The 24,352-nt window shown below is 67.8% G+C and carries 21 protein-coding genes and 1 tRNA gene; 15 read left to right on the top strand and 7 right to left on the bottom strand.

Annotation, left to right across the window (positions count from 1 at the left end; genetic code table 11):
- Positions 1-28: 28 nt before the first annotated feature.
- The gene (locus D3226_RS00110) at positions 29-2,005 is read left to right on the top strand and encodes a M13 family metallopeptidase (RefSeq protein ID WP_202380424.1); all 1,977 of its coding nucleotides are present in this window, start codon (positions 29-31) and stop codon (positions 2,003-2,005) included.
- A gap of 94 nt (positions 2,006-2,099) precedes the next feature.
- Entirely contained in the window at positions 2,100-3,488 is a 1,389-nt protein-coding gene (locus tag D3226_RS00105; protein ID WP_202380423.1) for a CoA transferase, read from the top strand.
- A 24-nt stretch (positions 3,489-3,512) separates the two neighbouring features.
- On the opposite strand, the gene D3226_RS00100 is transcribed toward D3226_RS00105, so the two are convergent.
- Together D3226_RS00100 and D3226_RS00095 are read right to left on the bottom strand one after the other, a co-directional pair.
- Positions 3,513-4,508, bottom strand: coding sequence for a hypothetical protein (locus D3226_RS00100; protein WP_202380422.1), 996 nt, complete (start codon positions 4,506-4,508; stop codon positions 3,513-3,515).
- Entirely contained in the window at positions 4,505-5,158 is a 654-nt protein-coding gene (locus tag D3226_RS00095) for an NAD(P)H-dependent oxidoreductase (RefSeq protein ID WP_202380421.1), read from the bottom strand. The genes D3226_RS00100 and D3226_RS00095 overlap by 4 nt, the downstream gene beginning before the upstream one ends.
- A gap of 65 nt (positions 5,159-5,223) precedes the next feature.
- On the opposite strand from D3226_RS00095, the gene D3226_RS00090 reads away from it, so the two are divergent.
- Entirely contained in the window at positions 5,224-5,793 is a 570-nt protein-coding gene (locus D3226_RS00090; protein ID WP_202380420.1) for a TetR/AcrR family transcriptional regulator, read from the top strand.
- A 208-nt stretch (positions 5,794-6,001) separates the two neighbouring features.
- On the opposite strand, the gene D3226_RS00085 is transcribed toward D3226_RS00090, so the two are convergent.
- The gene (locus D3226_RS00085) at positions 6,002-6,940 is read right to left on the bottom strand and encodes a tRNA uridine(34) hydroxylase (RefSeq protein WP_337248849.1); all 939 of its coding nucleotides are present in this window, start codon (positions 6,938-6,940) and stop codon (positions 6,002-6,004) included.
- A 134-nt stretch (positions 6,941-7,074) separates the two neighbouring features.
- Between D3226_RS00085 and D3226_RS00080 the strand changes: the two genes are divergently transcribed.
- Entirely contained in the window at positions 7,075-7,911 is an 837-nt protein-coding gene (locus D3226_RS00080) for a MerR family transcriptional regulator (protein ID WP_202380419.1), read from the top strand.
- A gap of 69 nt (positions 7,912-7,980) precedes the next feature.
- On the opposite strand, the gene D3226_RS00075 is transcribed toward D3226_RS00080, so the two are convergent.
- Positions 7,981-8,763 (bottom strand): FadR/GntR family transcriptional regulator, encoded by a 783-nt coding sequence (locus tag D3226_RS00075; protein ID WP_202381455.1) that lies wholly within the window; start codon positions 8,761-8,763, stop codon positions 7,981-7,983.
- A gap of 172 nt (positions 8,764-8,935) precedes the next feature.
- On the opposite strand from D3226_RS00075, the gene D3226_RS00070 reads away from it, so the two are divergent.
- Positions 8,936-9,493, top strand: a complete 558-nt coding sequence (locus D3226_RS00070; protein ID WP_202380418.1) for a YbhB/YbcL family Raf kinase inhibitor-like protein — start codon at positions 8,936-8,938, stop codon at positions 9,491-9,493.
- A 45-nt stretch (positions 9,494-9,538) separates the two neighbouring features.
- On the opposite strand, the gene D3226_RS00065 is transcribed toward D3226_RS00070, so the two are convergent.
- A complete protein-coding gene (locus D3226_RS00065; RefSeq protein ID WP_202380417.1) occupies positions 9,539-10,015 on the bottom strand; it encodes an Lrp/AsnC family transcriptional regulator in 477 nt (158 codons plus the stop codon).
- A 171-nt stretch (positions 10,016-10,186) separates the two neighbouring features.
- Between D3226_RS00065 and hisC the strand changes: the two genes are divergently transcribed.
- The 8 genes from hisC to D3226_RS00025 all read left to right on the top strand — a co-directional run bounded on the left by hisC (position 10,187) and on the right by D3226_RS00025 (position 21,334).
- A complete protein-coding gene (gene hisC, locus D3226_RS00060; protein WP_202380416.1) occupies positions 10,187-11,278 on the top strand; it encodes a histidinol-phosphate transaminase in 1,092 nt (363 codons plus the stop codon).
- Between the two features lie 286 nt (positions 11,279-11,564).
- Positions 11,565-12,575, top strand: coding sequence for an ABC transporter substrate-binding protein (locus D3226_RS00055; protein ID WP_202380415.1), 1,011 nt, complete (start codon positions 11,565-11,567; stop codon positions 12,573-12,575).
- 2 nt (positions 12,576-12,577) lie between these two features.
- The gene (locus D3226_RS00050; protein ID WP_202380414.1) at positions 12,578-13,528 is read left to right on the top strand and encodes an ABC transporter permease; all 951 of its coding nucleotides are present in this window, start codon (positions 12,578-12,580) and stop codon (positions 13,526-13,528) included.
- Between the two features lie 7 nt (positions 13,529-13,535).
- A complete protein-coding gene (locus D3226_RS00045; protein ID WP_202380413.1) occupies positions 13,536-14,327 on the top strand; it encodes an ABC transporter ATP-binding protein in 792 nt (263 codons plus the stop codon).
- Between the two features lie 266 nt (positions 14,328-14,593).
- Positions 14,594-15,619, top strand: a complete 1,026-nt coding sequence (locus tag D3226_RS00040; RefSeq protein ID WP_202380412.1) for an ABC transporter substrate-binding protein — start codon at positions 14,594-14,596, stop codon at positions 15,617-15,619.
- 117 nt (positions 15,620-15,736) lie between these two features.
- Positions 15,737-16,711 carry an ABC transporter permease gene (locus D3226_RS00035; RefSeq protein WP_202380411.1) on the top strand — a complete coding sequence of 325 codons (975 nt, stop codon included), beginning with the start codon at positions 15,737-15,739 and terminating at the stop codon, positions 16,709-16,711.
- 4 nt (positions 16,712-16,715) lie between these two features.
- The gene (locus D3226_RS00030) at positions 16,716-17,507 is read left to right on the top strand and encodes an ABC transporter ATP-binding protein (RefSeq protein WP_202380410.1); all 792 of its coding nucleotides are present in this window, start codon (positions 16,716-16,718) and stop codon (positions 17,505-17,507) included.
- 107 nt (positions 17,508-17,614) lie between these two features.
- Entirely contained in the window at positions 17,615-21,334 is a 3,720-nt protein-coding gene (locus D3226_RS00025) for a proline dehydrogenase family protein (protein WP_237462155.1), read from the top strand.
- Here D3226_RS00025 and D3226_RS00020 read toward each other — a convergent pair.
- Complete coding sequence (locus D3226_RS00020) at positions 21,331-21,843, bottom strand: GNAT family N-acetyltransferase (protein ID WP_202380409.1); 513 nt, start codon at positions 21,841-21,843, stop codon at positions 21,331-21,333. The two genes, D3226_RS00025 and D3226_RS00020, sit on opposite strands and share 4 nt — an antisense overlap.
- A gap of 133 nt (positions 21,844-21,976) precedes the next feature.
- On the opposite strand from D3226_RS00020, the gene D3226_RS00015 reads away from it, so the two are divergent.
- Both D3226_RS00015 and D3226_RS00010 read left to right on the top strand, forming a co-directional pair.
- A tRNA-Tyr gene (locus D3226_RS00015) sits at positions 21,977-22,058 on the top strand.
- A 339-nt stretch (positions 22,059-22,397) separates the two neighbouring features.
- Positions 22,398-23,510: a fatty acid desaturase family protein gene (locus D3226_RS00010; protein ID WP_202380408.1), complete on the top strand. Its 1,113-nt coding sequence runs from the start codon at positions 22,398-22,400 to the stop codon at positions 23,508-23,510.
- Between the two features lie 177 nt (positions 23,511-23,687).
- Here D3226_RS00010 and D3226_RS00005 read toward each other — a convergent pair whose 3' ends face one another.
- Positions 23,688-23,894: a hypothetical protein gene (locus D3226_RS00005; RefSeq protein WP_202380407.1), complete on the bottom strand. Its 207-nt coding sequence runs from the start codon at positions 23,892-23,894 to the stop codon at positions 23,688-23,690.
- Positions 23,895-24,352: the final 458 nt, after the last annotated feature.

Genomic DNA, 24,352 nt, shown 5'->3' with positions numbered 1-24,352 from the left:
GCACTGGGGGCGCGGCTAGGCTGGGCGCATGAGCAACGTAGCGCCTGTCTCCGGCATCGACCTCGCTGAACTCGACCCTGCGATCCGCCCGCAGGACGACCTCTTCCGTCACGTGAATGGCAAGTGGATCGCCCGCACCGAGATCCCCTCCGACAAGGCGCGCTACGGTTCGTTCGCCGTGCTCGCGGAGAACGCCGAGGAGGCCGTTCGCGACATCATTACGGGCACGCCAGCACCCGCGCCCGGTGCGCCCGCCTCGGGCGAGAGCGACCAGGTGGCCGCGCTCTACGCGAGCTTCATGGACACCGACCGCGCCGATGAACTGGGCGCGCAGCCCATCCAGGAGGACCTGGCGCGCACGCTCGCTGTCGCCTCGATTGACGAGTTGATCACGCTGCAGGCCCGCTTCGAGCGCCAGGGGCTCGGCGGCTTCTTCGGCATGTTCGTGGACAACGATCCGGGCGACCCGGCGCGCTACGTGGTGTTCGTCATGCAGAGCGGGATCGGCCTGCCCGACGAGTCGTACTACCGCGAGGAGCAGTTCGCCGAGATTCGCGAGCAGTACCGCGCCCACATCGCGCGCATGCTGGGCCTCGCAGGGGTCGAGGATGCTGAGCGGCTTGCCGAGCTCGCCTACGATCTCGAGCGTCGCATCGCGGCGACCCACTGGGACAAGGTCGCGAGCCGCGACATTCAGAAGCTCTACAACCTCCGCACCTTCGCCGAGCTCGGGGAGATCACCCCGCAGCTGGACTGGTCGCGCTACCTCGCAGAGATGGGCGCCCCCGAGGCCGCATTTGCGGAGGTCGTGGCGGCTCAGCCCGACGCGCTCGCCGGCATGGCCGCACTGCTCGTCGAGGGCGAGCTGGAGGCGTGGAAGGCTTGGAGCGTCTGGAACATCGTGCGGGCCTCCGCGGCCCTCCTCTCACAGGAGATCTCGCGCGCCAACTTCGATTTCTACGGCACCGCGCTCACCGGCGCCCCCGAGCAGCGGGATCGCTGGCGGCGCGGCGTCTCCTTCGTGGAGGGTGCGATGGGTGAGGCCGTGGGCCGCATCTACGTCGAGCGACACTTCGATGAAGACGCGAAGGCCCAGATGGATAGCCTCGTCGCGCACCTCATCGAGGCCTACCGCGACTCGATCGAGAACCTGTCGTGGATGGGTGCGGACACGCGTGCGCGCGCCATCGACAAGCTCAACAGCTTCACGCCGAAGATCGGCTACCCCGTGAAGTGGCGTGACTACTCGGCGCTCGTCGTCGACGCCGGCGATCTCGTGGGCAACTCGCGCCGCGTGTCCGAGGCGGAGTTTGTGCGCGAGCTCGGCAAGGTGGGCAAGCCGATCGACCGCGATGAGTGGTTCATGACCCCGCAGACGGTCAACGCGTACTACAACCCCGGATTCAACGAGATTGTGTTCCCCGCGGCGATCCTGCAGCCCCCGTTCTTCGACAAGCAGGCGGAGGCTGCGGCCAACTTCGGCGCGATTGGCGCCGTGATCGGGCACGAGATCGGCCACGGCTTCGATGACCAGGGATCGCGCTACGACGGCGACGGTCGCCTCACCGACTGGTGGACCGAGGAGGATCGCGCGGCGTTCGAGCAGCTCACGGGCGCACTGATCGGACAGTACAACGAGCTGTCGCCCGAGGGCGCTGACGGCCAGAAGGTCAACGGTGAGCTGACCATTGGTGAGAACATTGGCGACCTCTCGGGGCTGGAGATCGCGTGGAAGGCGTACCTCCGCTCACTCGAGGGTGCTGAGCCGCCCGTGATCGACGGGCTGAGCGGCGCGGAGCGCTTCTTCCTCTCATGGGCCCAGGCCTGGCAGCAGAAGTCGCGCCCCGAGGAGACCGTGCGCCTCCTGACGATCGACCCGCACTCGCCCAACGAGTTCCGCTGCAACCAGATTCTGCGGAACCTCGCCGCCTTCCACGAGGCATACGGCACGCAGCCCGGCGATGCGCTCTGGCTTGATCCCGCCGAGCGCGTGAGCATCTGGTAGTTCGGCGACGCCAGTGGGGCGGTTCCGTGCGGGGTGGCTTTCCCAGATCGGGATCGGGGGCGAGCGCCCCGAGCCCGAATCGGGTGCGCCATCCGTGGCCGTCCCACTGCATGCCCGGCTGCCGGTCGGGGAGCTTGCTGCCGACGCGGTAGCCGTGCTCGCGGCGGCGATGGACTCTGCCCGTGCCGCCCGGCTGGGCAGGCCCAGCGCGGCCACATCCAGTGCGGCCACACCCGGAGCCGCCATTCGCTTGGACCCGCAGCGCATCGCGGACTCGTTTCGGAGTGATCAGCTGGGCAGGCTCGACGGGAAGCCGTTTCCGGCCTGGGCTCCGCTCAGCGGGTTCTTTGCCGCGGGCGACGGCTGGGTGCGCACGCACGCGAATTACCCGTGGCACGCGGCAGCGCTCGCAGGAGTCCTCGGGATCAATGCTGAGGGGCCGAACGCGGCTGCGCGGGCGGGCGAAGCGATCCGCGAGCGTTCGGCGCACGAGCTTGAGCGAGCGGTGTTCGCGGCCGGTGGGCTTGCTGTCGCGGTGCGCGAGGCGGACACCTGGGCGGCCGAGCGGGCGGCGGATCAGCGCGGCACCGTTCTGGAGGCGGGGCGCTCGGTGGCCGGATTCCGAGTGACGCCCAACGAACAGCCGGGCGTGCGCTGGCCCGCGCCACAGCAGCCGGCGGACGTTCTCCCTCTGGCGGGTGTGCGGGTGCTCGACCTGACGCGGGTGATCGCCGGGCCAACGGGTACCCGGGCGCTCGCGAGCCTCGGTGCCGACGTGCTGCGCGTCGACGCGCCGGGTCGGGCCGAGCCCTTTTGGCAGTGGCTCGACACCGGGCGTGGGAAGCGTTCGACGCTGCTCGACCTGCGCGCGCGGGCCGATGCCCGCACGTTGCGTGAGCTCGCGAGCACGGCTGATGTTTTGGTGTGCGGTGCCCGCCCGGGGGCACTCGCGCACGCGGGTCTTGATCCTGATCAGCTTGTTGCCGAGTACCCGGGTGCGGTGATTGCGAGCGTGGCGGCCTGGGAGCCGGGCGGTACGTGGGGGTCTCGGCGCGGCTTTGACAGCCTGGTGCAGGCCGCGAGCGGAATCGCGCTCGTCGAGTCTGATGGTTCCGGGACCCCGGGCAAGCTCCCGGCGCAGGCGCTGGATCATTCCGCGGGGGCGCTCATCGCCTCGGGCGTGCTCGGTCTGCTCGCGCGGGGGACGGGCGGCCGGGTGGAGACGGTGCTTGAAGGGATTGCGCTCGCGCTGCTGCATGCGGGGCGTGCGCCTGTCGATCCAAGTTCCCTCCGTGGTTCCGAACCAGGTTCCGTCACTGACGTCCAGCCCGTGGCGTCGAGCGGGCCGAATCGGCCGTCCGCGCCGACAGCGTGGGGAGAGCTGTTGCTCGCCGGGCCGCCGTACCAGCCGGCGTGGCAGCCGGAGCCGGGGCCCTGGGGTGGGCGTGCGTGGGGCGCGGATCAGCCGGTCTGGTTGGACTGAGCTTCCCCGCGATCTCGTGGCGCGCTACTCCGCGGCCTCCGAGCCGCCCTTCTTCAATGCCCGGCGCACGCGACGCTCGGCCGAGCGCTCCGCACCACGCTGGCGCAGCGACGGTTTCGCGGCGGTCGCGGCACGCAGCTCGGCGAGTTCGAGCGGCAGCGCGTGCGGGGCCGGGCCGAACGCCGTGCGCGAGCGCGCCACCACGCGGCGCGCCATCACGTAGTTGCCAGAGCCGCCGAGCACGGCGCCCACCCCGAAGGGGATCGCCTTGCTCACAACCGAGGCGCCGCCCGTCTTCGCCGCCTTGCGGATGAACATGTCTTTCAGCTGCCCAGCGAGCGGGCCCACGAGCTGACGGGGGAGCGAGGATGAGACGAGCTCGCCCCAGAACGAGGAGCGCGAGGCCCCGCCGCCCGCTTGCTGCGAGATCTGACGCAGCAGGGTGATGCCCTCGTCGCCGAGCAGCAGCGTGAGCACGAGTGCGCGGGCCCGATCGGGATCCCGCAGCGTGACGCCGTGCAGCTCCGCAAGGGAGTGCGCGTAGAGCGCGGTCGCCTCGAGGAAGCCAACGGTCTCCGCGCTCGCGATGCCGAGTGCGGCGAGCGTGCCCACGCCGGGGATCGCGGCTGCCGCACCAACACCGCCGCCGCCCGCTGTCACCGCGGCGACGTAGCGGCGCTCGAGCGCGCGGGTGAGCATCGCGGGGGTCATCCCGGGGTTCTTGACGCCGAGCCGGCGCAGATGCGCGAGCACGAGCGGCCGCTGGATCGCGAGCACGCGGTCGACGGCCCGGTCAATGAGCGTCAGGGTTGCCGCCGACTGATCCTCAACCGGGGGTGCGTACTGGTAGGCCGTGGCCTGGTAGCCGGGAACGTCGATGACGGTGCCGGGCTGCTCGGCACCTGCCGCGCCGCGGTCGCCGGCCGCACCCGCGGGCGGCCACGGCTCGGGCGGCAGCCAGCGCGGGGCGGGCGCAGCGTCTGGTGCGTGCTCCGCTCGGCGTTCGTGTTCAGTGCTCACACGTGCAGAATAGGCGACGCCGCTGAGTCCGGGGGCATGTGATCGCTCAGGGCGTCCCGCCGCCCCGCCCCCTCTCCGCGGCGGTCCGTGCGCCCATCGCGTGCGCCCATGCGCTCAGCCCGATCGAGCCACTGCGCGATCCTCCGCTCGCTCGCCGTGCCCACGCCGAGGAGGCGGTGCACGCGGAACGGGCGCACCCCAACAAACCGCATGGTGTGCCGCGCGACCTGCCCCGCGGCGGCATTTCCGGTGAAGGGCAGCGCGAACGCGGGGGTGTCGGCGAGCATCAGGAACCGCCCGGGGCGGCCACGCAGCATGCCGATGGGCAGCCCGAGCTTGGACATGCGGTACTCCTCGCCCGGCAGGAGTGCCCGGTCGAAGAACCCCTTGAGCAGCGCGGGCACACCGCCCCACCACATGGGAGAGACGATCACGATGCGCGAGGCGCCGTGCAGAGCGTCGCGTGCCTCCTGCAGTTCGGCCTCGACGGGGATCCGGCCTCGGTACCCGAGCCGCAGATTGGGATCGTAGTTCAGCTCGCGAAGCGCCAGCACCCGAGCGTTGCCGTGACCTGTGGCGTAGCGCTGTGCCAGAGCCGCGGTGAGGGAGTCGGGGTTCGGGTGGCCGTCGATGACGAGCGCAGGGGGCATGCGGAATCCTATCTTGACAGTGTCAACCAATGTGGACAACGCCAAGATAGGAGACAATGTTGCGCATGTCAAGTTCACGCGGGACGTACCACCACGGCAACCTGGCCGAGGTGCTTGAGGACGCAGCGATGCAGCTGCTCGAGCGCATGCCGGCCGCTGAGATCAGCCTCCGCGAGGTCGCGCGCGCGGCTGATGTGAGCCACAATGCGCCCTACCACCACTTTCGGGATCGCTTGGGGCTGCTGAAGGCACTCGCCGAGCGCGGCATGGTCGAGCTCACGCGCGCGGTAGAGCAGGCAATCTCCGCCGAGTCGGCAACGGACGCGCGACTTCGGGCGGGCGGGGCCGCGTACATTCGATTCGCGGTGGAGCGCCCGCACGCCTTCGCGGTCGTTTACGATCCGCAGGTGTGCGTACCCGGGCAGCCGACTGAGACGATGGCGCCGCTGATTGACCACCTGGAGGCTGTGCTCGCGGAGACGTCAGCGGTGGCGGGGCTCGCGTCCGCCGCGGAGATCCGTGCGGTGTGGGGCCTCGTGCACGGCCTGGGCACCCTCTGCGCGGCCGGCCACTTCACGGAGCCTGAGGCGCTCGCCGCAGCGGAGGCGGCGCTCGCGCGCATGCTCACCCCGTAGCGCGACAGCTTGTCGGGCAGCCCGAGCTCATTCTCGAAAACTCCTCTCGGCACAACGATCTTCCTGAGCGCGCACCCCACCCCCCCCCGTGAATCGGGGTCACTTCGGCAGGGTGTCGCGCACACGCCGACCGCGACACCCTGCCGAACTGACCCCGATCCGTGAGGCGGGGAGGTGGGGTGCGGAGTGGGTGGGGTGGGGCTGGCGGCTAGGCCGGGGCCACCTCGTGGGCCGGGCAGAGCGGCGCCTCGTGCGACGCGCACGCGACGAAGCGCGCGCGGCACTCCTCGTCGGCGCAGTTCGGAATGTTGGTCGTGTGCTCGCCGCACACCGTGCAGCGGCCGAGCTGTGCAGCACCCGGCGCGAAGTCCATCGCCTCGCGACCATCAAACACCGCGAGCGAGCCCTCCCACAGGCCATCGTTGCCGAACGCCTCGCCATAGCGGACGATGCCGCCATCGATTTGGTACACCTCGGAGAACCCGCGCTCAATCATCGCCGCCGACAGGATCTCGCAGCGGATACCACCCGTGCAGTAGGTGACGACGGGGCGCCCCTTCAGCTCGTCGAACGCGCCGCTCTCGATCTGCGTGATGAAGTCGTGCGTGGTGCGGGTATCGGGCACCACCGCGTCGCGGAAGCGGCCAATCTCGGCCTCCCACGCGTTGCGTCCGTCGAAGAACACGACATCGTCGCCGCGCTCGGCCACGAGTTCGTTCACTGCTGCGGGGGAGAGGTGGGTGCCGCCGCCAACGACCCCGTTCTCGTCGACAACGGTCTCGTCCGGGATCCCGAACGCCACGAGCTCGTCGCGCACCTTGACGCTCAGCTTCGGGAAATCGAGCGAGCGCTTCCAAGGCGCACTGCGGTCGACCCCGTGCAGCAGCTCCGGCGTGCTCGGCTCGAACCCGGTGCCCTCGCTCCACTTCATTTCGAGGCCGGCGAACGGGCCGTACTCGCGCGTGCGGCGCGCGTACTGCTTGCACGCGTCGAGTTCGCCGCCCACCGTGCCGTTGATGCCGTGCTTCGAGATGATGATGCGCCCGCGCAGGCCGAGCGATTCGCACAGCTCGCGCTGCCACAGGCGAACTGCCTCCGGGTCCGAAATAGGAGCGAAGGCGTAGTAGAGCAGGATCTTGGCGGTCACCCGACCATGGTACGCGCCTGCGCCGCGGTCAGGCTGCGTGCGCCGTGCTTGACCTTGACGTAACGTCAACTCCTACGGTGAGTGTGACGGCGCCGCAGTGGCGCCGGGACTGACACTGCGAGGAAGGGCAGAGCATGGAACGCTCGATTCAGGAGGTGGCGCGCGCCGCGGGCACGACCTCGCGCACGCTGCGGCACTACGACCGGATCGGGCTGCTCCCGCCGAGCAGGATCGGCGCCAACCGCTACCGCTTCTACGACGACCGTGCGCTCGTGCGGCTGCAGCGCGTACTGCTGCTACGCGGCCTCGGGCTGGGGCTCGACGCCATCGCGGAGGTGCTCGCGGCGCAGGACGCGCAGGCGGCGCACCGTACCGCTCGCGGCGAGTCGCCGGCGGCTGCCGAGGCGCGGATTCTCGGCGCCCACCTGGAGCTGTTGCGCTCCGAGCGGGATCGCATTGACGCGCAGATCGGGGCTGTCGAGCGCACGGTCGCGGCGCTCACCCGCACGCCCGTCACCACACCACACACCGAAGGAGACCTGATGTCTGAAGATATGTTTGCCGGATTCGACCACGCGCAGCACCGTGACGAAGTGGCCGCCCGCTGGGGCGAGCCCGCTGCCGAAGGGAGCGAGCGCTGGTGGAACGGCCTCGGGAAGGCAGGGCAAGGCGAGTGGATGCAGCGCGTTGCCGCGCTGAACGCAGCGTGGATCGCTGCGGTCGAGGCCGGCGAAGAGCCGGGCGGAGCGGTCGGGCAGGAGCTCGCGGCACGCCACGTTGCCTGGCTGCGCAGCGTGCCGGGCACCCCCGCGGCGACGCCAGGCGGCGACCTCGCGGGCTATGTGCGCGGCCTCGGCGCGATGTACGTCGCGGATGAGCGCTTCGCCGCGAACTACGGCGGGATCGCGGGCGCCACCTTTGTGCGCGACGCACTTGACGCCTACATCGCGCGCGAGCGCGACCCCCGCTAACGCAGAACGAGCCGCCCGGAATGCCGGACGGCTCGTTCTGCTGGTGCGGCGCACCCCACGGTGGGTGGGCTAGACCTGCGCCTTCTCTTCTGCGGCCTCGCGCGCGCTGTCGATGCGCTGCTGCTGCTCGGGGGTGCGCGTGAGCGGCGGCACCACCTCGTGCTGATCGTTCACGATGACGACGTCGTGGTCGACGTGATCCACCATCGCGTGGACCGCGTCGATGAAGTCGCGGCGACGAATCGCGTCGAGCACACGGGCGTGATCCCGCTCCATCTCGGCGCCCGTCGCAACGTTGGCCAGGCGACCGCGGTGCTCAGGCGTGCGGAGGCGGTCGTTGATGCCGGCGTAGAGCGCCGCGAGCAGCCGGTTCTTTGCCGAGTCAAACACGAGGCGATGGAACTTGCTGTCGAAGGCTGAATCGCCGCCGTCGGCGAAGCCGAGCACGGGGCAGCGGGTGCAGCCCACTTCCTCGGCCGCGGCTTGCTCAAGCGCCGCAACATCGTCTTCCGTGCGGTGGATCGCGGCCTGCTGGGCCGCCTCGATCTCAAGCGCACGGCGGTAGCTGAGGATCTCCTCGAGCGTGAAGTCGGTAAGGAACTCGTTCAGCAGCGTGCTCGTCGGCGCTGCCGAACGCACGAAGGTGCCGCGCCCCGGGAGCGTCTCGATCATGCCGATGCTCGCCAGCGAGCGCACAGCCTCACGCACGGTAGAGCGGCCAACGCCAGTCTGCTCGGCGAGTTCGGGCTCGATCGGGATCCGGCTGCCCACGGGCCACTCGCCGGTCGTGATCTTTCGGCGCAGGTAGGCGAGGGTCGCGCGTGCGCGCTCGGAACCTGTCGTCACTGCCATGGTCACCCCCGGAATTCTTCGGCGAAGGCACGCCGATCCTGCCCCAAGTATAGCGGGCGCGGCTCCTGGCCTTCTGGGGCGGCGGGCCCGTATGCTGAGCGCAACGACACTCGCGCCGGAAGCGGATCCTGCCCCGGGGTCGCGCGCGGCGCCACACACGAGGGGCATGAACATGACGCATGCACAGCAGGGGCGCGGCGCGCTCAACCCGTACGCAGGGATGCGCCAGGTCCCGAGTTTCACGCTGACCAGCACAGACATCCAGGATGGCGAGCCGCTGCCCGCAGAGCTCTACGCCGCGTATGCAGGTGGGTCGAACCGCTCGCCGCAGCTCAGCTGGTCGGGGTTCCCCGAGGGGACGAAGAGCTTTGCGATGACGTGCTTCGACCCCGATGCGCCCACCGGCTCCGGCTTCTGGCACTGGTCGGTCGCGAACATCCCGCTCTCCGTGACGGAGCTCGCGGCCGGCGCGGGTGCCCCGGGAAGCGAGCTGCTGCCCGAGGGTGCGCTGACGATGCCCAACGAGATGCGCGAACCCGCCTTCACGGGCGCGGCGCCACCCGAGCACACGGGCGTGCACCACTACTGGTTTGTCGTGCACGCACTCGATGTCGAGCGCATCGAGGTCGACCCGCAGGCCACGCCCGCGGTGATGGGATTCACCATGCGCGACGCCGTGCTCGCGCGCGCCATCATTGTCGCCACGGGAGAGTTCGGCCAGGCCGCCTAAGCCTGCCGCCTCGAGCTCGGCCCGCGAGACACCGCTCTGGGCGCGCTACGCGACGTCTGGCGCCGTGCTACGCACGAGCGGCAGCGTGCGGTTCTTGAAGTGGCTCTCGAGTGCCAGCCGCGTGGAGGCGCGCGCCACGCCCTCGGTGTGCGACATCAGGTCGAGCACGCGCTGCAGATCGTGCGTTGAGCGCGACACGATGGTCGCCATCATGTCGTAGTCGCCCGTGATGGTGTGCAGCTCGAGCAGCTCCGGGATCTTCGCGAGCCCCTCGGCCACGCGCTGGTGGCCGACCGACTGGTGGATTTGGATCGTGCAGAAGGTGCGGAGCGGGTAGCCGAGCGCCGCGGGGTCGATGTGCGGCGCCTCGGACGCGATCACCCCCGTGCGGCGGAGCCGATCGAGCCGACCCTGCGCGGTGGCGCGGGCGACACCAAGCCGCCGAGCGCACTCGACAACAGAAATGCCCGCATTCTCGCTGATCAGCGTGATTAGACGGACGTCCAGCTGGTCGATGCTCATGATCCTCCTTGATGCGGCATTCTGTACCGACTTTCCGTGATCAGGCTATACGAACTGAGCATATTGTCGAGGAAAACTTGTACCGTTTGACCTGCCCACCTCGGGCTCCCTAGAGTGGCTCGGTCAGGAGGGTTGCCGCGCGCAGCCCGCGATGCAATCGAAGGAGTGAGCATGTCGAAGGTGACGCAGTTCCGTCCGGGCCTGGAGAAGGTCGCGGCGTACCGCGCGGGAAAGCCCGCGCCCGTGGGGCCCGATGGGCGGAGTGTGAAGCTCTCGTCGAACGAGAACCCGTACGCCCCGCTGCCCTCTGTGGTGCGTCGTCTGGCGGAGGCGCTTCCCGAATCGATTAGCCGATACCCGAGCATCGCCGCAGAGCCGCTCACCGCTGCACTCGCCACGCGCTTCGGGGTCGCTGCCGACAACCTGGCGCTGGGCTCTGGCTCGGTCGAGGTCGCCGCGCAGCTCATCCACGCGCTCGCCGGCCCTGGCGACGAGGTGATGTTCGCGTGGCGCTCGTTCGAGGCCTACCCGATCCTCGTGCGCGTCGCCGGAGCCGTGCCCGTCGAGGTGCCGCTCGACGCCGACGCACGCCATGATCTCTCCGCAATGGCCGATGCGATCACCGACCGCACCCGGCTCATCTTCGTGTGCAACCCGAACAACCCGACGGGCACCGTGGTCACGGAGGCCGAGCTCGAGGCGTTCATGGCCCGCGTGCCGAGCGACGTGCTCGTGGTGGTTGACGAGGCGTACGTCCACTTTGACGTTGCCGCGGATTCGCCGAGCGGCATCGACTTCTTCCGCCGCTACGACAATGTCGCAGTACTCCACACCTTCTCGAAGGCGTATGGCCTCGCCGGCCTGCGGGTCGGCTACGCGATCGCTCCCGACGCCGTCGCTGAGGCGCTGCGCAAGGTAGCGATTCCGTTCGCGGTGACCCGCCTTGCGCAGGAGGCGGCTGTCGCCTCGCTCGAAGCGGAGGGCGAGCTGCAGGTGCGCATCGACGAGATGGTGCTCGAGCGGGATCGCCTCACGGCCGCGCTCCGCGAAGCCGGGGTCACCGTGGTGCCGTCGCAGGCGAACTTTGTCTGGCTGCCGCTCGGTGAGGACACGATGGCTGCGGCTGAGGGGCTTGAGCGCCACGGCATCTCGGCCCGCGCATTTGCGGGTGAGGGCGTGCGGATCTCGATCGGCGACCCGGCGGAAAATGACCTGGTGATCGCCGCGGTGCGCGCTGAGGGCATCGGCTCGGCTGCGAAGTAGCGGTCCGCTCGCGGGGCGCGCGCACGCAGCTGTGCGCACGCCCCGCGAAAACTGCCCGCTCGGGGGCACGCTGAACGAGATGCGGAAAACCGAGCAACTTGACTAGCAATATCTCGATTGAGCTGTCCGAATTGTCATATCTGTCTACCGTTTAGGTGTCAGGTTTACTCACAAACGGAAGCTCACTACGATCGAGCAACGGACATCGATGTCACTACGGCGTCGAGCAGCAACCCCTCGGCGCGGGATCGCCTCGAGGATCATCACACTGGAGTGAGGAACACCCATGGCACGCACACGCTTTCAGACCCGGGCGCTCGGTGTCGCCGGACTCGCAGCCGCGGCTGCGCTCGTACTGAGCGGCTGCACCTCCGGCTCGGGCGACCAGGGCGGCGGGGATGCCGACTCGGTCACCATCGGCATCAGCCAGTTCGTGCAGCACCCCGCGCTCGACGCCGCGGCCGAGGGCTTCAAGCAGGCATTCATCGATGCGGGCTACGTTGAGGGCGAGACGGTCACGTTCGACGTGAAGAACGCGAACGCTGAGGTCGCCACGGCCACCACGATCGCCCAGACCTTCGCGAGCGACGGCGTGGACCTCGCTCTCGCCATCGCAACGCCCTCCGCGCAGGCCGCTGCACAGAACCTCACCGATATCCCCGTGCTCTTCACCGCGGTGACCGACGCGGTCGCGGCAGATCTCGTCGAGTCGAACGAAAAGCCGGGCGGCAACGTCACCGGGACGAGCGACCTCAGCCCCGTCGCTGACCAGATCGACCTCATCACCGAGATTAAGCCCGACACGAAGAAGATCGGCATGGTCTACGGTTCTGGCGAGGTCAACTCGCAGGTGCAGGTCGAGCTGGCGCGCGAGGCTGCGAAGAAGCACGGGATCGAGGTCGTCGAGGCCACCGTCACGAACGCTTCCGAGCTGATGCAGGCCACCGAGTCGCTGGGCGACGTCGATGCGATCTACACGCCGAGTGACAACCTGGTCGCCTCCGGCATCGGTGCGATCGTGGGCGTTGCCGAGGACAAGGGCATTCTCGTGGTTGGCTCCGATTCGACCCACGTCGAGGGCGGCGCCGCGGCAACCGTGGGTATCGACTACACGAAGCTCGGCAAGCAGACCGGCGAAATGGCGATCCGCATCCTGAAGGACGGCGCTGACCCCGCGACGATGCCGGTCGAGACGTCGAAGGATCTTGAGCTGACCATCAACCCCGACGCGGCGAAGCGCCTCGGCGTGACGCTGCCGGACGCGCTCGTCGAGCGCGCCGCGAACGTGGTGAAGTAACCATGATCGGCGCAATTGAGCTGGGCCTCATCTATGGCGTGATGGCGCTCGGGGTGTATCTCACCTTCCGCGTGCTGAACTTCCCCGACCTCACCGTCGACGGCAGCTTCACCACGGGTGCCGCGGTCGCGGCCTCCCTCATTACCGCGGGCCAGAACCCGGTGCTCGCCACCCTCGCGGGCGGCGCAGCCGGTCTCGTCGCTGGCGCAATTACCGGTCTGCTGCACACGAAGGGCCGCATTGACGGCCTGCTCGCGGGTATTCTCACGATGATCGCGCTGTGGTCGATCAACCTGCGCATCATGGGCAAGGCGAATTTGCCGCTCTTGCGCGCGGAGACGATTTTCACGCCGCTGAAGGACGCCGGCGTGCTCGGCACGTGGGCGGGCATTGGGGTCATCTTCGTAGCCGTGATCCTGCTCAAGATCGTGATCGACTGGTTCCTGTCGACCGACCTGGGTCTGTCGATTCAGGCAACCGGCAATAATGAGCAGATGATCCGCAGCTTCGGTGTGAACACCGATGGTACGAAGATTCTCACCCTTTCGCTGTCGAACGGTCTCGTTGCCCTCTGCGGTGCACTCGTGGCGCAGTACCAGGGCTTTGCGGATATCAGCATGGGCATCGGTCTGATCCTCATCGGTCTGGCCTCGGTGATCTTGGGCCAGGCGATCTTCGGTCAGCGCTTCATCTGGCTCGCGAGCCTCGCGGTGGTGCTCGGCGCGATCATCTATCGACTGATCATCTTCTTTGCACTGCAGGCTGGTCTGAACCCGAACGACATGAAGCTGGTGACGGCGGTGCTCGTGGTCGCGGCGCTGCTGCTGCCGCGCTGGGGCTTCCTGAAGAAGCTGCCATCCCTGCGGGATCGCGGGAACAAGCGCGGGGGAGACCCCGCACCCGACCCCGTGGCATCGGCAACGACGGGCGTGACCGTCCCGGTGGAGAGGTAAGAACACCATGCTGAACATTGACCGGATTTCCAAGACCTTCTTTGCCGGCACGATCAATGAGCGGAAGGCGCTCGTTGATCTCAGCCTGAAGCTTGATGAGGGTGACTTCGTTACCGTCATCGGCTCGAACGGCGCGGGCAAGTCGACGCTGCTCAACGCGATTGCGGGCCGCTACACGGTCGACACGGGCGAGCTGACCATTGACGGAAACCCCGTTTCGAAGCTCAAGGAGTACCAGCGCGCTCGCTACGTCGGCCGGGTGTTCCAGGACCCGATGGCGGGCACTGCTCCCGACCTGACCATTGAGCAGAACCTCGCGCTCGCGCTCCAGCGTGGCAAGCCGCGCGGGCTGGGTCTCGGCCTGACAAAGGCGCGCCGCGAGCTGTTCATCGAGGAGCTGAAGTCGTTGGAGTTGGGGCTTGAGAAGCGCCTTCCGGCGAAGGTGGGGCTGCTCTCGGGTGGGCAGCGGCAGGCACTGTCGCTGTTGATGGCTGGGTTCACGCAGCCGCGTATTCTGTTGCTTGATGAGCACACGGCGGCGTTGGATCCGCAGCGTGCGGCGCTTGTCACGGATTTGACCGAGCGCATTGTTGCCCAGGGTGGGTTGACCACGTTGATGGTCACGCACAACATGGAGCAGGCGCTGAAGTTGGGCAACCGTCTCATCATGATGCACGAGGGGCGGATTGTGTTCCAGGCAACGGCTGAAGAGAAGACGCACTTGACGGTGCCGCAGTTGCTTGCTGAGTTCGCGAAGATCAAGGGTGCGACGTTCGACGATCGCGCACTCCTCGCATAGCCGTAACTTTCATCTCGTCCAGGGGCGAGCGCTGTGCTGCAGGATCCGGAACGGATTGGCAGCCGGGCGCTCGCCCCTGTGCGCGTTTTGGCGCAGAAACCCGCTCAGGCACTGGGATCGCAACGTCCGCATCACAATGTGTCAGAAGTTGCCGTTGCGCCCGCTCCGCGGTCTACGATGGCGACGTCGGGGCTTTTGCCTCGGACCACACAGTGCGCCCTGGCTCTGGTCAGGGCGGATCCATATTTGCTAAGGACCTGATACACATGCGACAGATTTCATCTCGCCGCCGCATGCTCGCACTCGCGAGCCTCGGCGCGGCCGCCGCACTCACGCTCAGCGCCTGCTCCTCCGCACCCTCGGATAGCTCTGGCGGCGACGATGCCGCGAAGCCCGAGACGGTGAGCATTGGCATCAGCCAGCTCGTGCAGCACCCGGCGCTCGACGCAGCGACCGAGGGCTTCAAGCAGGCGTTCATCGATGCGGGCTATGTCGACGGCGACACAGTGAAGTTCGATGTGCAGAACGCGAACGGCGAGCAGGCCACCGCGGTGACCATCGCGCAGACGTTCGCGACCTCGGACGTTGACCTCGTGCTCGCGGTCGCGACCCCCGCCGCGCAGGCCGCTGCGCAGGCGATCACCGACAAGCCCGTGCTCTTCACCGCAGTGACCGACGCGGTGTCGGCGGAGCTCGTCAAGTCGATGGACGCACCGGGCGCCAACGTCACCGGCACGGTTGACGCCGTGCCCGATGACGCGCTGAAGACGCAGTTCGAGATCATCACCGAGCTGAAGCCCGACGCGAAGAAGGTCGGCATCGTCTACGCATCGGGCGAGGTCAACTCGCAGGTGCAGGTCGAGGCGGCTGAGAAGGTTGCCAAGGAGCTCGGACTCGAGATCGTCACGAAGACCGTGACCACCGCGAACGACATCGCGCAGGCCACCGAGGCCCTCGGCGACGTCGACGCGATCTACGTGCCCACCGACAACATGGTGGTCTCGGGCATCGCATCGCTCGTGCAGGTCGCGGAGAAGGCGAAGATCCCCGTGATCGGCGCTGAGCCCGGCACCGTCGAGGGTGGCGCGGTTGCTACCTACGGCATCGACTACACGAAGCTTGGCAAGCAGACCGGCGAGATGGCCATCAAGATCCTTGAGGGCGCCGATCCCGCGAAGACCCCGGTTGAGACGCCGGCTGAGCTCAGCTATGTGGTGAACCCCGCGGCTGCGGAGCGCATGGGCGTTGAGATCCCGAAGTCGATCCTCGACGACGCGACCGTCGTAGAGTAGATCCGTACGCAGTACCCCTGAAGCAGTGGCTGTCGCGCGCACGCGCGGCAGCCACTCTTCCCATTCACGGACGGGAATCCGCCGGATTCCGTGTCCCGAACGCAAGGAATAAACCGGATGATCGGCGCGCTCGAACTGGGTCTCATATACGGAGTGATGGCGCTCGGGGTGTATCTCACCTTCCGAGTGCTGAACTTCCCCGACCTCACCGTGGACGGCAGCTTTACCACGGGCGCTGCGGTCGCGGCGTCGCTGATCACGCTCGAGCAGAACCCCATCCTCGCGACGCTGGCCGGAGCCACGGCGGGCCTGGTCGCCGGTGCAATCACCGGTCTGCTGCACACGAAGGGCCGGATCGACGGTCTGCTCGCGGGTATTCTCACGATGATCGCGCTGTGGTCGATCAACCTGCGCATCATGGGCAAGGCAAACGTGCCGCTCTTGCGCGCTGAAACCGTCTTCACCCCGCTGAAGGATGCCGGCGTGCTGGGCACCTGGGCGGGCATCGGCATCATCTTTGTGGCCGTGATCCTGCTCAAGATCGTGATCGACTGGTTCCTGTCGACCGACCTGGGTCTGTCGATTCAGGCGACGGGAAATAACGAGCAGATGATCCGCAGCTTCGGTGTGAACACCGATGGCACGAAGATCCTCACGCTTTCACTCTCGAACGGTCTGGTGGCACTGTGCGGTGCGCTGGTGGCGCAGTACCAGGGCTTCGCGGACATCAGCATGGGCATCGGCCTGATTCTGATCGGTCTCGCCTCGGTGATCTTGGGGCAGGCGATCTTCGGTCAGCGCTTCATCTGGCTGGCGAGCCTCGCGGTGGTGCTTGGCGCCGTGATTTACCGCCTCATTATCTTCTTTGCGCTGCAGGCTGGTCTGAACCCGAACGACATGAAGCTGGTGACGGCGGTGCTCGTGGTCGCGGCGCTGCTGCTGCCGCGCTGGGGCTTCCTGAAGAAGCTCCCGTCGCTGCGCAACCGGGGCGGCAAGATTGAACCGCGTGAATCGGACCCCACGGGGACACCGCAGACCGCAGCCCCGAGCGCCGCACCCGCCGGCGCATCGACCGAGACCGCGGGGAGGTAACCGCATGCTGACGATCGATCAGATCTCTAAGACCTTCTTCCCGGGCACCGTCAATGAGCGGAAGGCGCTCGTTGACCTCGGCCTCAAGCTTAATGAGGGTGACTTCGTTACCGTCATCGGCTCGAACGGCGCGGGCAAGTCGACGCTGCTGAACGCGATTGCGGGCCGGTACACGGTTGACACCGGCACAATCGAAATTGACGGCAAGCGCGTCAACAAGCTGAAGGAACACCAGCGCGCACAGTACGTGGGCCGGGTATTCCAGGATCCGATGGCGGGCACCGCGCCCGACCTGACGATCGAACAGAACCTCGCGCTCGCGGTACGCCGTGGGCGGAGCCGTGGGCTGAAGCTGGCGCTCACTCGTTCGCTGCGCGAGCGCTTTGTCGAAGAGCTGAAGTCGTTGGAGTTGGGGCTTGAGAAGCGCCTTCCGGCGAAGGTGGGGCTGCTCTCGGGTGGGCAGCGGCAGGCACTGTCGCTGTTGATGGCTGGGTTCACGCAGCCGCGTATTCTGTTGCTTGATGAGCACACGGCGGCGCTCGATCCGCAGCGTGCGGCGCTTGTGACGGATTTGACCGAGCGCATTGTTGCCCAGGGTGGGTTGACCACGTTGATGGTCACGCACAACATGGAGCAGGCGCTGAAGTTGGGCAACCGTCTCATCATGATGCATGAGGGGCGGATTGTGTTCCAGGCAACGGCTGAAGAGAAGACGCACTTGACGGTGCCGCAGTTGCTTGCTGAGTTCGCGAAGATCAAGGGTGCGACGTTCGACGATCGCGCACTCCTCGCATAGCCTGACGCGTCGCGAACGCTCCCGGTCTCCCTGAATGGGGGCCGGGAGCGTGTGCGTTTCGGCGTGCGCCTCCAGGAAAAGCGGGGCGCGAACCCTAGAGTGAAGTCATGGCAGCCACCTCGTCTCCCCAGGGAACGGCATGGGCCGTTTCCGCCGCTTCGGCCGAGGCACGTGCGGCCGCTTGGCTAGAGGCGCTGCGCGGTCGTGACGACGAGGCCGCCCGCGCCCCGCTCGGCGGGATGCACCGTGACCCCGAGAGCTTCGACTTCACCCGTCGGCTGCTCGACCTTGTCGCAGGGACCGACGATGCTTTCGCCTCCGCGGTGGGGCTCCGCGAGATGGCGCATGAGGTGCCCGAATCGATGGGCATTCGAGACCGCCTTGCGGTGCGCGCGGGCGGAGCCGCCTCGCTCGGGCTCCCCTGGGCCGTCATGCCGGTCGCGCGCCGCTGGCTGCGCACCCGCCTGTCGAGCCTCGTGCTTGCCGCGAAGCTGCCCTCGCCGGGCCTGCCCGACGCGGGCGAACAGATCGACCCCGGCAAGATCACTGCGCTTGCTGAAGCGCTGCGGCGGCATCGAGATGCGGGCCTCGTGCCCGTGGTGGCGCCCCTCGGTCTGGCGGTGCACGGGCCAGAGCAGGCTGCGGCAGAGGCACGGCGACTCACGGCGCTCGCTGCGCACCCCACGATCGGCCACATGCGCGTCGATCCCGAACGGCTCGTGCCCGGCGGCACCGAGTGGTCCGCGGATGCGGACGTCGCCGCGGCGGCCTGCGCGCTGCAGCCCATCCTTGCGGCAGCCGCGGAACACGGCACCACATTGCACATCGAACCGCAGAGCGTGCGGTGGGCCCGGCTCATTCCGGACCTGTTGGACCGCGCACTCGCCGACCCCGCGTTTGATCGGGCGCGTGTGGGCACGCGGCTCCTTGCCGAGTTGCCCGAGTCGCGTGAGCTGTACAGCCGCCTGAGCCGGTGGGCGCAGCGGCGTGTGGCAGAGGGCGGGGCACCCGCTGAGGTGGTGATCGGCGTCGGCGGTGTCGCAGGCGCGGAGCGGATTGCCGCAATCACCAGCGGTCTGCCCGTCCCCGTGCTCGAGGAACGCGACGCGGTGGCCGCGCAGCTCCTCCGACTTGCTGAGCTCGCACTGCATCCTGGCCGTGCCGCGGTGCTGCGCCCCGTGATTGCAAGCGAGGATCCCATCGTGCTTGCAGCAGTGGTGAGTTGTGCCGCGGAGCTTGGCGCCACCGGGCTCGCCTCGCTGCAGCTGCGCGGGGGAGTGGTGCCCGGTCTCGCCGAGGCGATCGTGGCCGATGGTGGCGAGGACATCGAGGTGCGGATCGAGCAGCACGTCGTCGCGCCGAGCGAGTTCGCGGGCGCGGTCGAGTTGCTCGTCGGTCTTGCCGGCGAGGCGGCCGATCCCGAGTCAGCGCCCTCGCGCGTCGACGCGCTCGTTTCCGGTGACGAGAACACGTTCGCCGCAGAGTGGGAGGCGCATGAACGGGCCTTCGCGCTCGCGACCGAGGCCGCACCGGAGTCGCACCGAACGCAGTTGCGCGCCCGCGAGTGGGATCCGAGCGAGCGCGACAGCGCCCTGTTCTACCGCTCACCCGATGAGCCCGCTCGATTCGACACCGGCGGCCTGACCGCAGCGGTGCTCGGGCTCAGCCGTGGCGCCACCGGCGCGTTCCAACTCGAGGAGTTCGCCCCGCCGCGTGCGATCCCCGCAGTCTCCGACTCCGGCTTCGCCAACGAGCCTGGCACCGATGCGAGCCTCCCAGCGAACCGAGAGTGGATGCGCGAGCAGCTGCGACTCGCGAACGCGCGGGTGGGCCAAGAGGACGAGGCGAACGCGACGGTCGCGCTGTCGCCTGCCGACCTGGATCCCGAGCGAGTCGCGCTGGCGGCCCGAGAGTCGGGGGAACGCTGGTCGACTCATGGACCTGCTGCGCGTGGAGTGAGACTGCGGCGCTCAGCGCTCGCGCTTGTCGCAGCGCGCGACCGCCTCCTCACAGTCCTTGCCGCCGACACGGGTGCGCCCGTCGCCGAGCTCGACGCCGAGGTGAACGACATTGTCGACGCCGCCCGATACGCGGGGCAGCTTGCCGCCGGGCTCGGAGCGGTGCGCGGGGCAAGTTTTGTGTCTGACGGATTGATTCTCGTGCACGGAGATGCGGGCACGCCGCTCTCGCACCAGGCCGAGGCAGTCTTTTCCGCGCTCGGTGCGGGCGCCGGGGTGCTGTGGGCGGTGCCCCATCGCTTCCTCGGTTCCGCGACCGCGCTCGTTGAGGAGTGCGAGGCGGGTGGCTTGACCCCGGGCGCCGTGCGCATCGAAGCCGTGGCGGTCGACGCGACTGTGGCTGAGCTTGCCGCGCACCACGAGGTCGACCGGGCGATCGTGTTGGGCGCGCGTGAAGTGGGACAGGAGCTCGCCCGCCGCCGCCCCGACCTGCGCATCGAGGGACAGTTCCGCGCGCGCGGCACCATCCTCGTCGCCCCCTCGGCCGATCTTGACCACGCCATCGCTGATGTGGTGGCCTCAGCCTTCCGCGCGGGCGGCGGGGATCCCCGCGGTGCACACGCCGTGATCCTGATGGGCAGTGTGGCTCGCTCCCGGCGCTTCCGGGAGGGGCTTGCCGACGCGGTCCGCGCCCTCCGTCCGGGCGACACCGCTCGCCCCGGCGACGCTGACCCGCTGGCATTCGGACTGGGACCGCTCGCGGAGCCGGCCTCCGGCGCCGCGCTGCGCGCGCTCACCGAGCTCGGCCGCGGCGAAGAGTGGCTTGTGCAGCCCGAGCAGCTCGACACCGAGGGGCGGCTGTGGAGCCCCGGGGTGAAGATTGGCGTCACCGAGCAGTCCGAGTGCTGGAGCGGGGCGGTCGCCGTGCCCGTACTCACGATTGCGCATGCGCACTCGCTCTCCGACGCGCTGCGCATGCAGAACGCGCCGGGCGGGGGTGGCGTCGCCGGCCTGCAGTCAAACGACGGCGAAGAGATTGTTGCCTGGGTCGAGCAAGTCAGCGCGGCGGCGCTCGCGATCAACCGACCCACCTCCGGCGCACGTATCGAGCGGCAGCCGGGCGGCGGTTGGGGCGACGCCGTGATGGGTCTGCCGACCCTCGCCGGTGGGCCGAACCGCTTGCTCGCGCTCGGCTCGTGGGAGCCGCGGCCGGGTACGCGTAGCGACACGCTGCACCTGCGTGGGCTCGACCCCGAGGTGCGCCTCCTCATTGAAGCGGCGCAGCCCACCCTCGCGTACGAAGAGTTCGACGCGGTGCGGCGTGCCGCGCTCGCCGATGCGCTCGTGTGGCGCACCTCGCTCGGTGTCGACCGCGACACGATTGGTCTCGGCATCGAGCGCAATGCCGTGCGTACCCGCTCGGTGGTGACGCAGGTGCGGCTCGCGGAGGATGGCCCGCTCGCCGCGCTCGTGCGGGTGCTCGCGGCCGCGCTTCTGGTCCGCGCTCCGATCTCGCTCTCCACGGGGCAGGTGCTTCCGGCGCCGGTTGCCGACCTGCTCGCGGGGCAGGGGATCGAGGTGTCGTTGGAGCGCGACGACGATTGGATGGAGCGCCTTGCGGTGTCTGGGCCGCTCGGCCCGGGGGAGCTTCCGGCCGCGCGCGTGCGCCTGATCGGGGGCGATCCGGTGCGTGCCGCGGAGTGGATGGGCGGACTCGATCGCGCCGCGCTCTGGGCAGACACCGTCACGATGGCTGGCCCAGTGGAGCTGTTGACGCTGCTGCGGGAGCAGGCGATCTCTGCGCGCGCCCACCGGCACGGCCTTGCGATTCCGGTGCCCGGTCTCGACGAGATGCTCGAGGCGCCCTAGTCGTTCGCGGCGGCGTCCCCGCTTGTTGGAGTGCGCAGCATCGGAGTGTGCGGAATGCCATCCTCGAGGAATTCGGGGCCGTTCGTGACGAAGCCGAACCCGGCGTACCACTCGGTCAGGTACGACTGAGCGTGAATCTGGATGGGGGTCTCCCCGCATTCGGTAATCGCCGCGCGCAGCAACGATCCCGCAATGCCGCGTCCACGCCAATCGGGCGCGGTGACGACTCGGCCGATGCTGAAGCGGGGCGCCACAGCATCGGTCTCGCTCAGGATCCGAAGGCCCGCCGCGATGTCTCCCGCCGCGTCTTCCGCCCACACCTGCACCGTGCCCGGCTCGAGGTCGCGGCCGTCGAGGTCGAGGTACGGGCAATCCTGCTCCACGACGAAGACCTCCTGCCGGAGACGCGCGATGCGGTGGAACGTCTCGAGGTCGAGCGCCGCGGGGCCGCGTGCGACGCGGAGGCGGAGCTCGTCGGGCATGGGCCGCGTGATGGGAGTCTCGCTCATACCCCGATCCTCCCACGGCGTTGCGCCGTGCAACAGAGGCCGTGACCTGGTGGACAAGCCCGGCACGCCGGGTCGATTTCCGTTCGCGGCACCGAGCGGGTAAAGTTGGCTCGTCCACGTTCGCGCGGACAACGGCGGGTTACCCGAGCGGCCAAAGGGGGCTGACTGTAAATCAGCTGGCACTGCCTACGGGGGTTCGAATCCCTCACCCGCCACAGCAAGAAAATAGGCCCTGACCAGGAGCGAAAGCTCCAAGGTCAGGGCCTTTTTCGTGCCTCAGAGTTGCACTGTTGCATGCCCCTCCTCCCAGAGGGCGGCGAGTCGCCCTCTGGCAGCACTGGTATGGCCCGGGCCAGAGCGTGCAAGTCAGCAAATGTGGCGCTGAGGATCAAATCGCAGGCGGCGAGGAATGTAGCCTGTGTGCTGACTGCCAGTAACGCATATCTCAGCCCGCTGCATGGTTGGCTGGGTAGCGTGAGGGGAGCGAACGGCAGCTGCCTTTGGCTCAACATGAATCGCTTGACTCGCGGTTCTCCACGAAACCGGTGCCGCGCATGACAACTACATACTCTCCCCAAGTTTCGGGCACGGGTCCGTTCATCCCAACGCGCGCCAGAACTGGCGACTTCCCTCCTGTCGCGAAGGCGTATCGGGAGGTTTCGCAGATCGTGCGCGAGTCGGGCCTCTTGCGCCGGGCCCCGGGCTTCTACGCAATGGTGGGCGCTGGCATTGCGGTTTCGCTGGGGGCAGTGATCACAGGTTTCATTCTCCTGGGTGACAGCTGGTTCCAGCTCCTCATTGCCGCTGCGTTGGCGATCGTCCTCACCCAGATCGGTTTTGTCGGCCACGAAGCCGCGCACCGCGTTATTCTCAAGACCGGCCCAGCGAACGATCGGCTTGCTCTCGCACTTCTCGGGATCATCGGGATGAGCTACAACTGGTGGGACTCGAAGCATTCCCGTCATCACCAAAACCCAAACCGGATTGGCAGAGATCCAGATATCCAGGCTGACACGATCTCCTTTATTGAGGAGGACGCCGGCCAGTCGCGCGGTTTGATTCGAGCGCTCACAAAGCGTCAGGGCTGGCTCTTCTTTCCGTTGCTCACGCTCGAAGGATTGAACCTGCATCTGCAGGGAATCGTTCACCTGTGCCAGCGCGGGCCCGTGAAGGGGCGTTGGATTGAGCTCTCGCTGATCGTGTCCCGCTTCGCCATACTGATCACTCCCATCTTTGTCTTCCTCCCAGTTGGCAAGGCCTTCGCGTTCCTGGGAGTGATGTTCGCGCTCTTTGGCGTGTACATGGGCGCATCATTCGCCCCGAACCACAAGGGAATGCCAGTGATCGCGCATGATGCTCGCTTTGATTTCTTCACGAAACAGGTGCGAACGTCTCGAAACATCCGTGGCGGCTGGTGGGCCACCTGGCTGATGGGTGGGCTGAACTACCAGATCGAACATCACCTCTTCCCGAGTATGCCGCGGCCGCACTTGTCGAAGGCGAGCCAGATCGTGCAAGAGCACTGTCGCACGCTGAATGTTCCATATACAGAGACATCGCTCATGCAGTCCTACGGGATTGTGATCAAATACCTCAATAGAGTCGGCCTCGCAGCTAGAGACCCCTTCGACTGCCCCATCGCAGCTCAGTACGGCCGTTCTCAGTAGCTCTCACCGACGTGTACCCAAGGAACCGATTCCGTAGAGAACGAGGGTGCGTCTGACTTGAAGCGCTCACGTCCGCTGGGGAGCCTCATCCACTGGAGCTGACCTCGCGATGCATCGGTGCTCCGGACTGCGCCCAAGTGGCCGAGTTCGCTTCAGTACGCAGAGCGCTTGGCCCGCTTACTGCGCGCTGTGTTCACCACCGTCGGGTATCTCGACAGCTGTGGCGGACCCTTCCGAGCGACCCGTGGCCTCCTCGGCTTTCTGGTCCCGAAGAATCTCGGCATCACGCCGAAGCTGTGTTTCGGCGGACGGCGTGTACCCACCCGCGTTGAGCACTTCACGTTCCCATTCGGTCATTTCCGGGGGCTTATCTTTTGCGTTCATGGGCTCAGCGTAGTCGCGCGCAATGTACGGCTCACAGCTTGGGGTTGAGCCGCACGCCCGCGAGATTGTTGTGGTGCCTACGCGCGTGCTGGTGGCGTAATTTCTCGCGCCTTCTGGGGCCCTCGTGCTTCATGCCGGAGCAACTCCGCTGGCGCGACACTCTTGGGGTGCTCGCGAAAGTGCACCATTGAAGTGGGCGCCAGACAACGCTGCGGTTCCGTGTGGGTTTGCCATGTCAGTTGGTCGCGACCTTGGCGCAGTCATGAGCGGGCAAAGGTCTTGACTGAGCCTGCAGTCAAGAACGGCGGATTCATGCGGGAACACTCCCGGGAACGGGGTGTGGTTTGCGGTGTGCCCGGATTCTGCGTAATGTATTCCTTTGTCAGCGCAACGCAGCCGGGCAGCTAAGCAGAAGCCAAGCGGTCCGGTCTATATGAATGCGCAGCGAATGCCCGGTT

It is taken from the genome of Leucobacter chromiireducens subsp. chromiireducens, assembly GCF_016758255.1.
In the GTDB taxonomy this organism is placed as follows: Bacteria; Actinomycetota; Actinomycetes; order Actinomycetales; family Microbacteriaceae; genus Leucobacter; species Leucobacter chromiireducens.
Note: the sequence above shows the minus strand (reverse complement) of the source record. Positions and strands in the feature narration are given on the sequence as shown.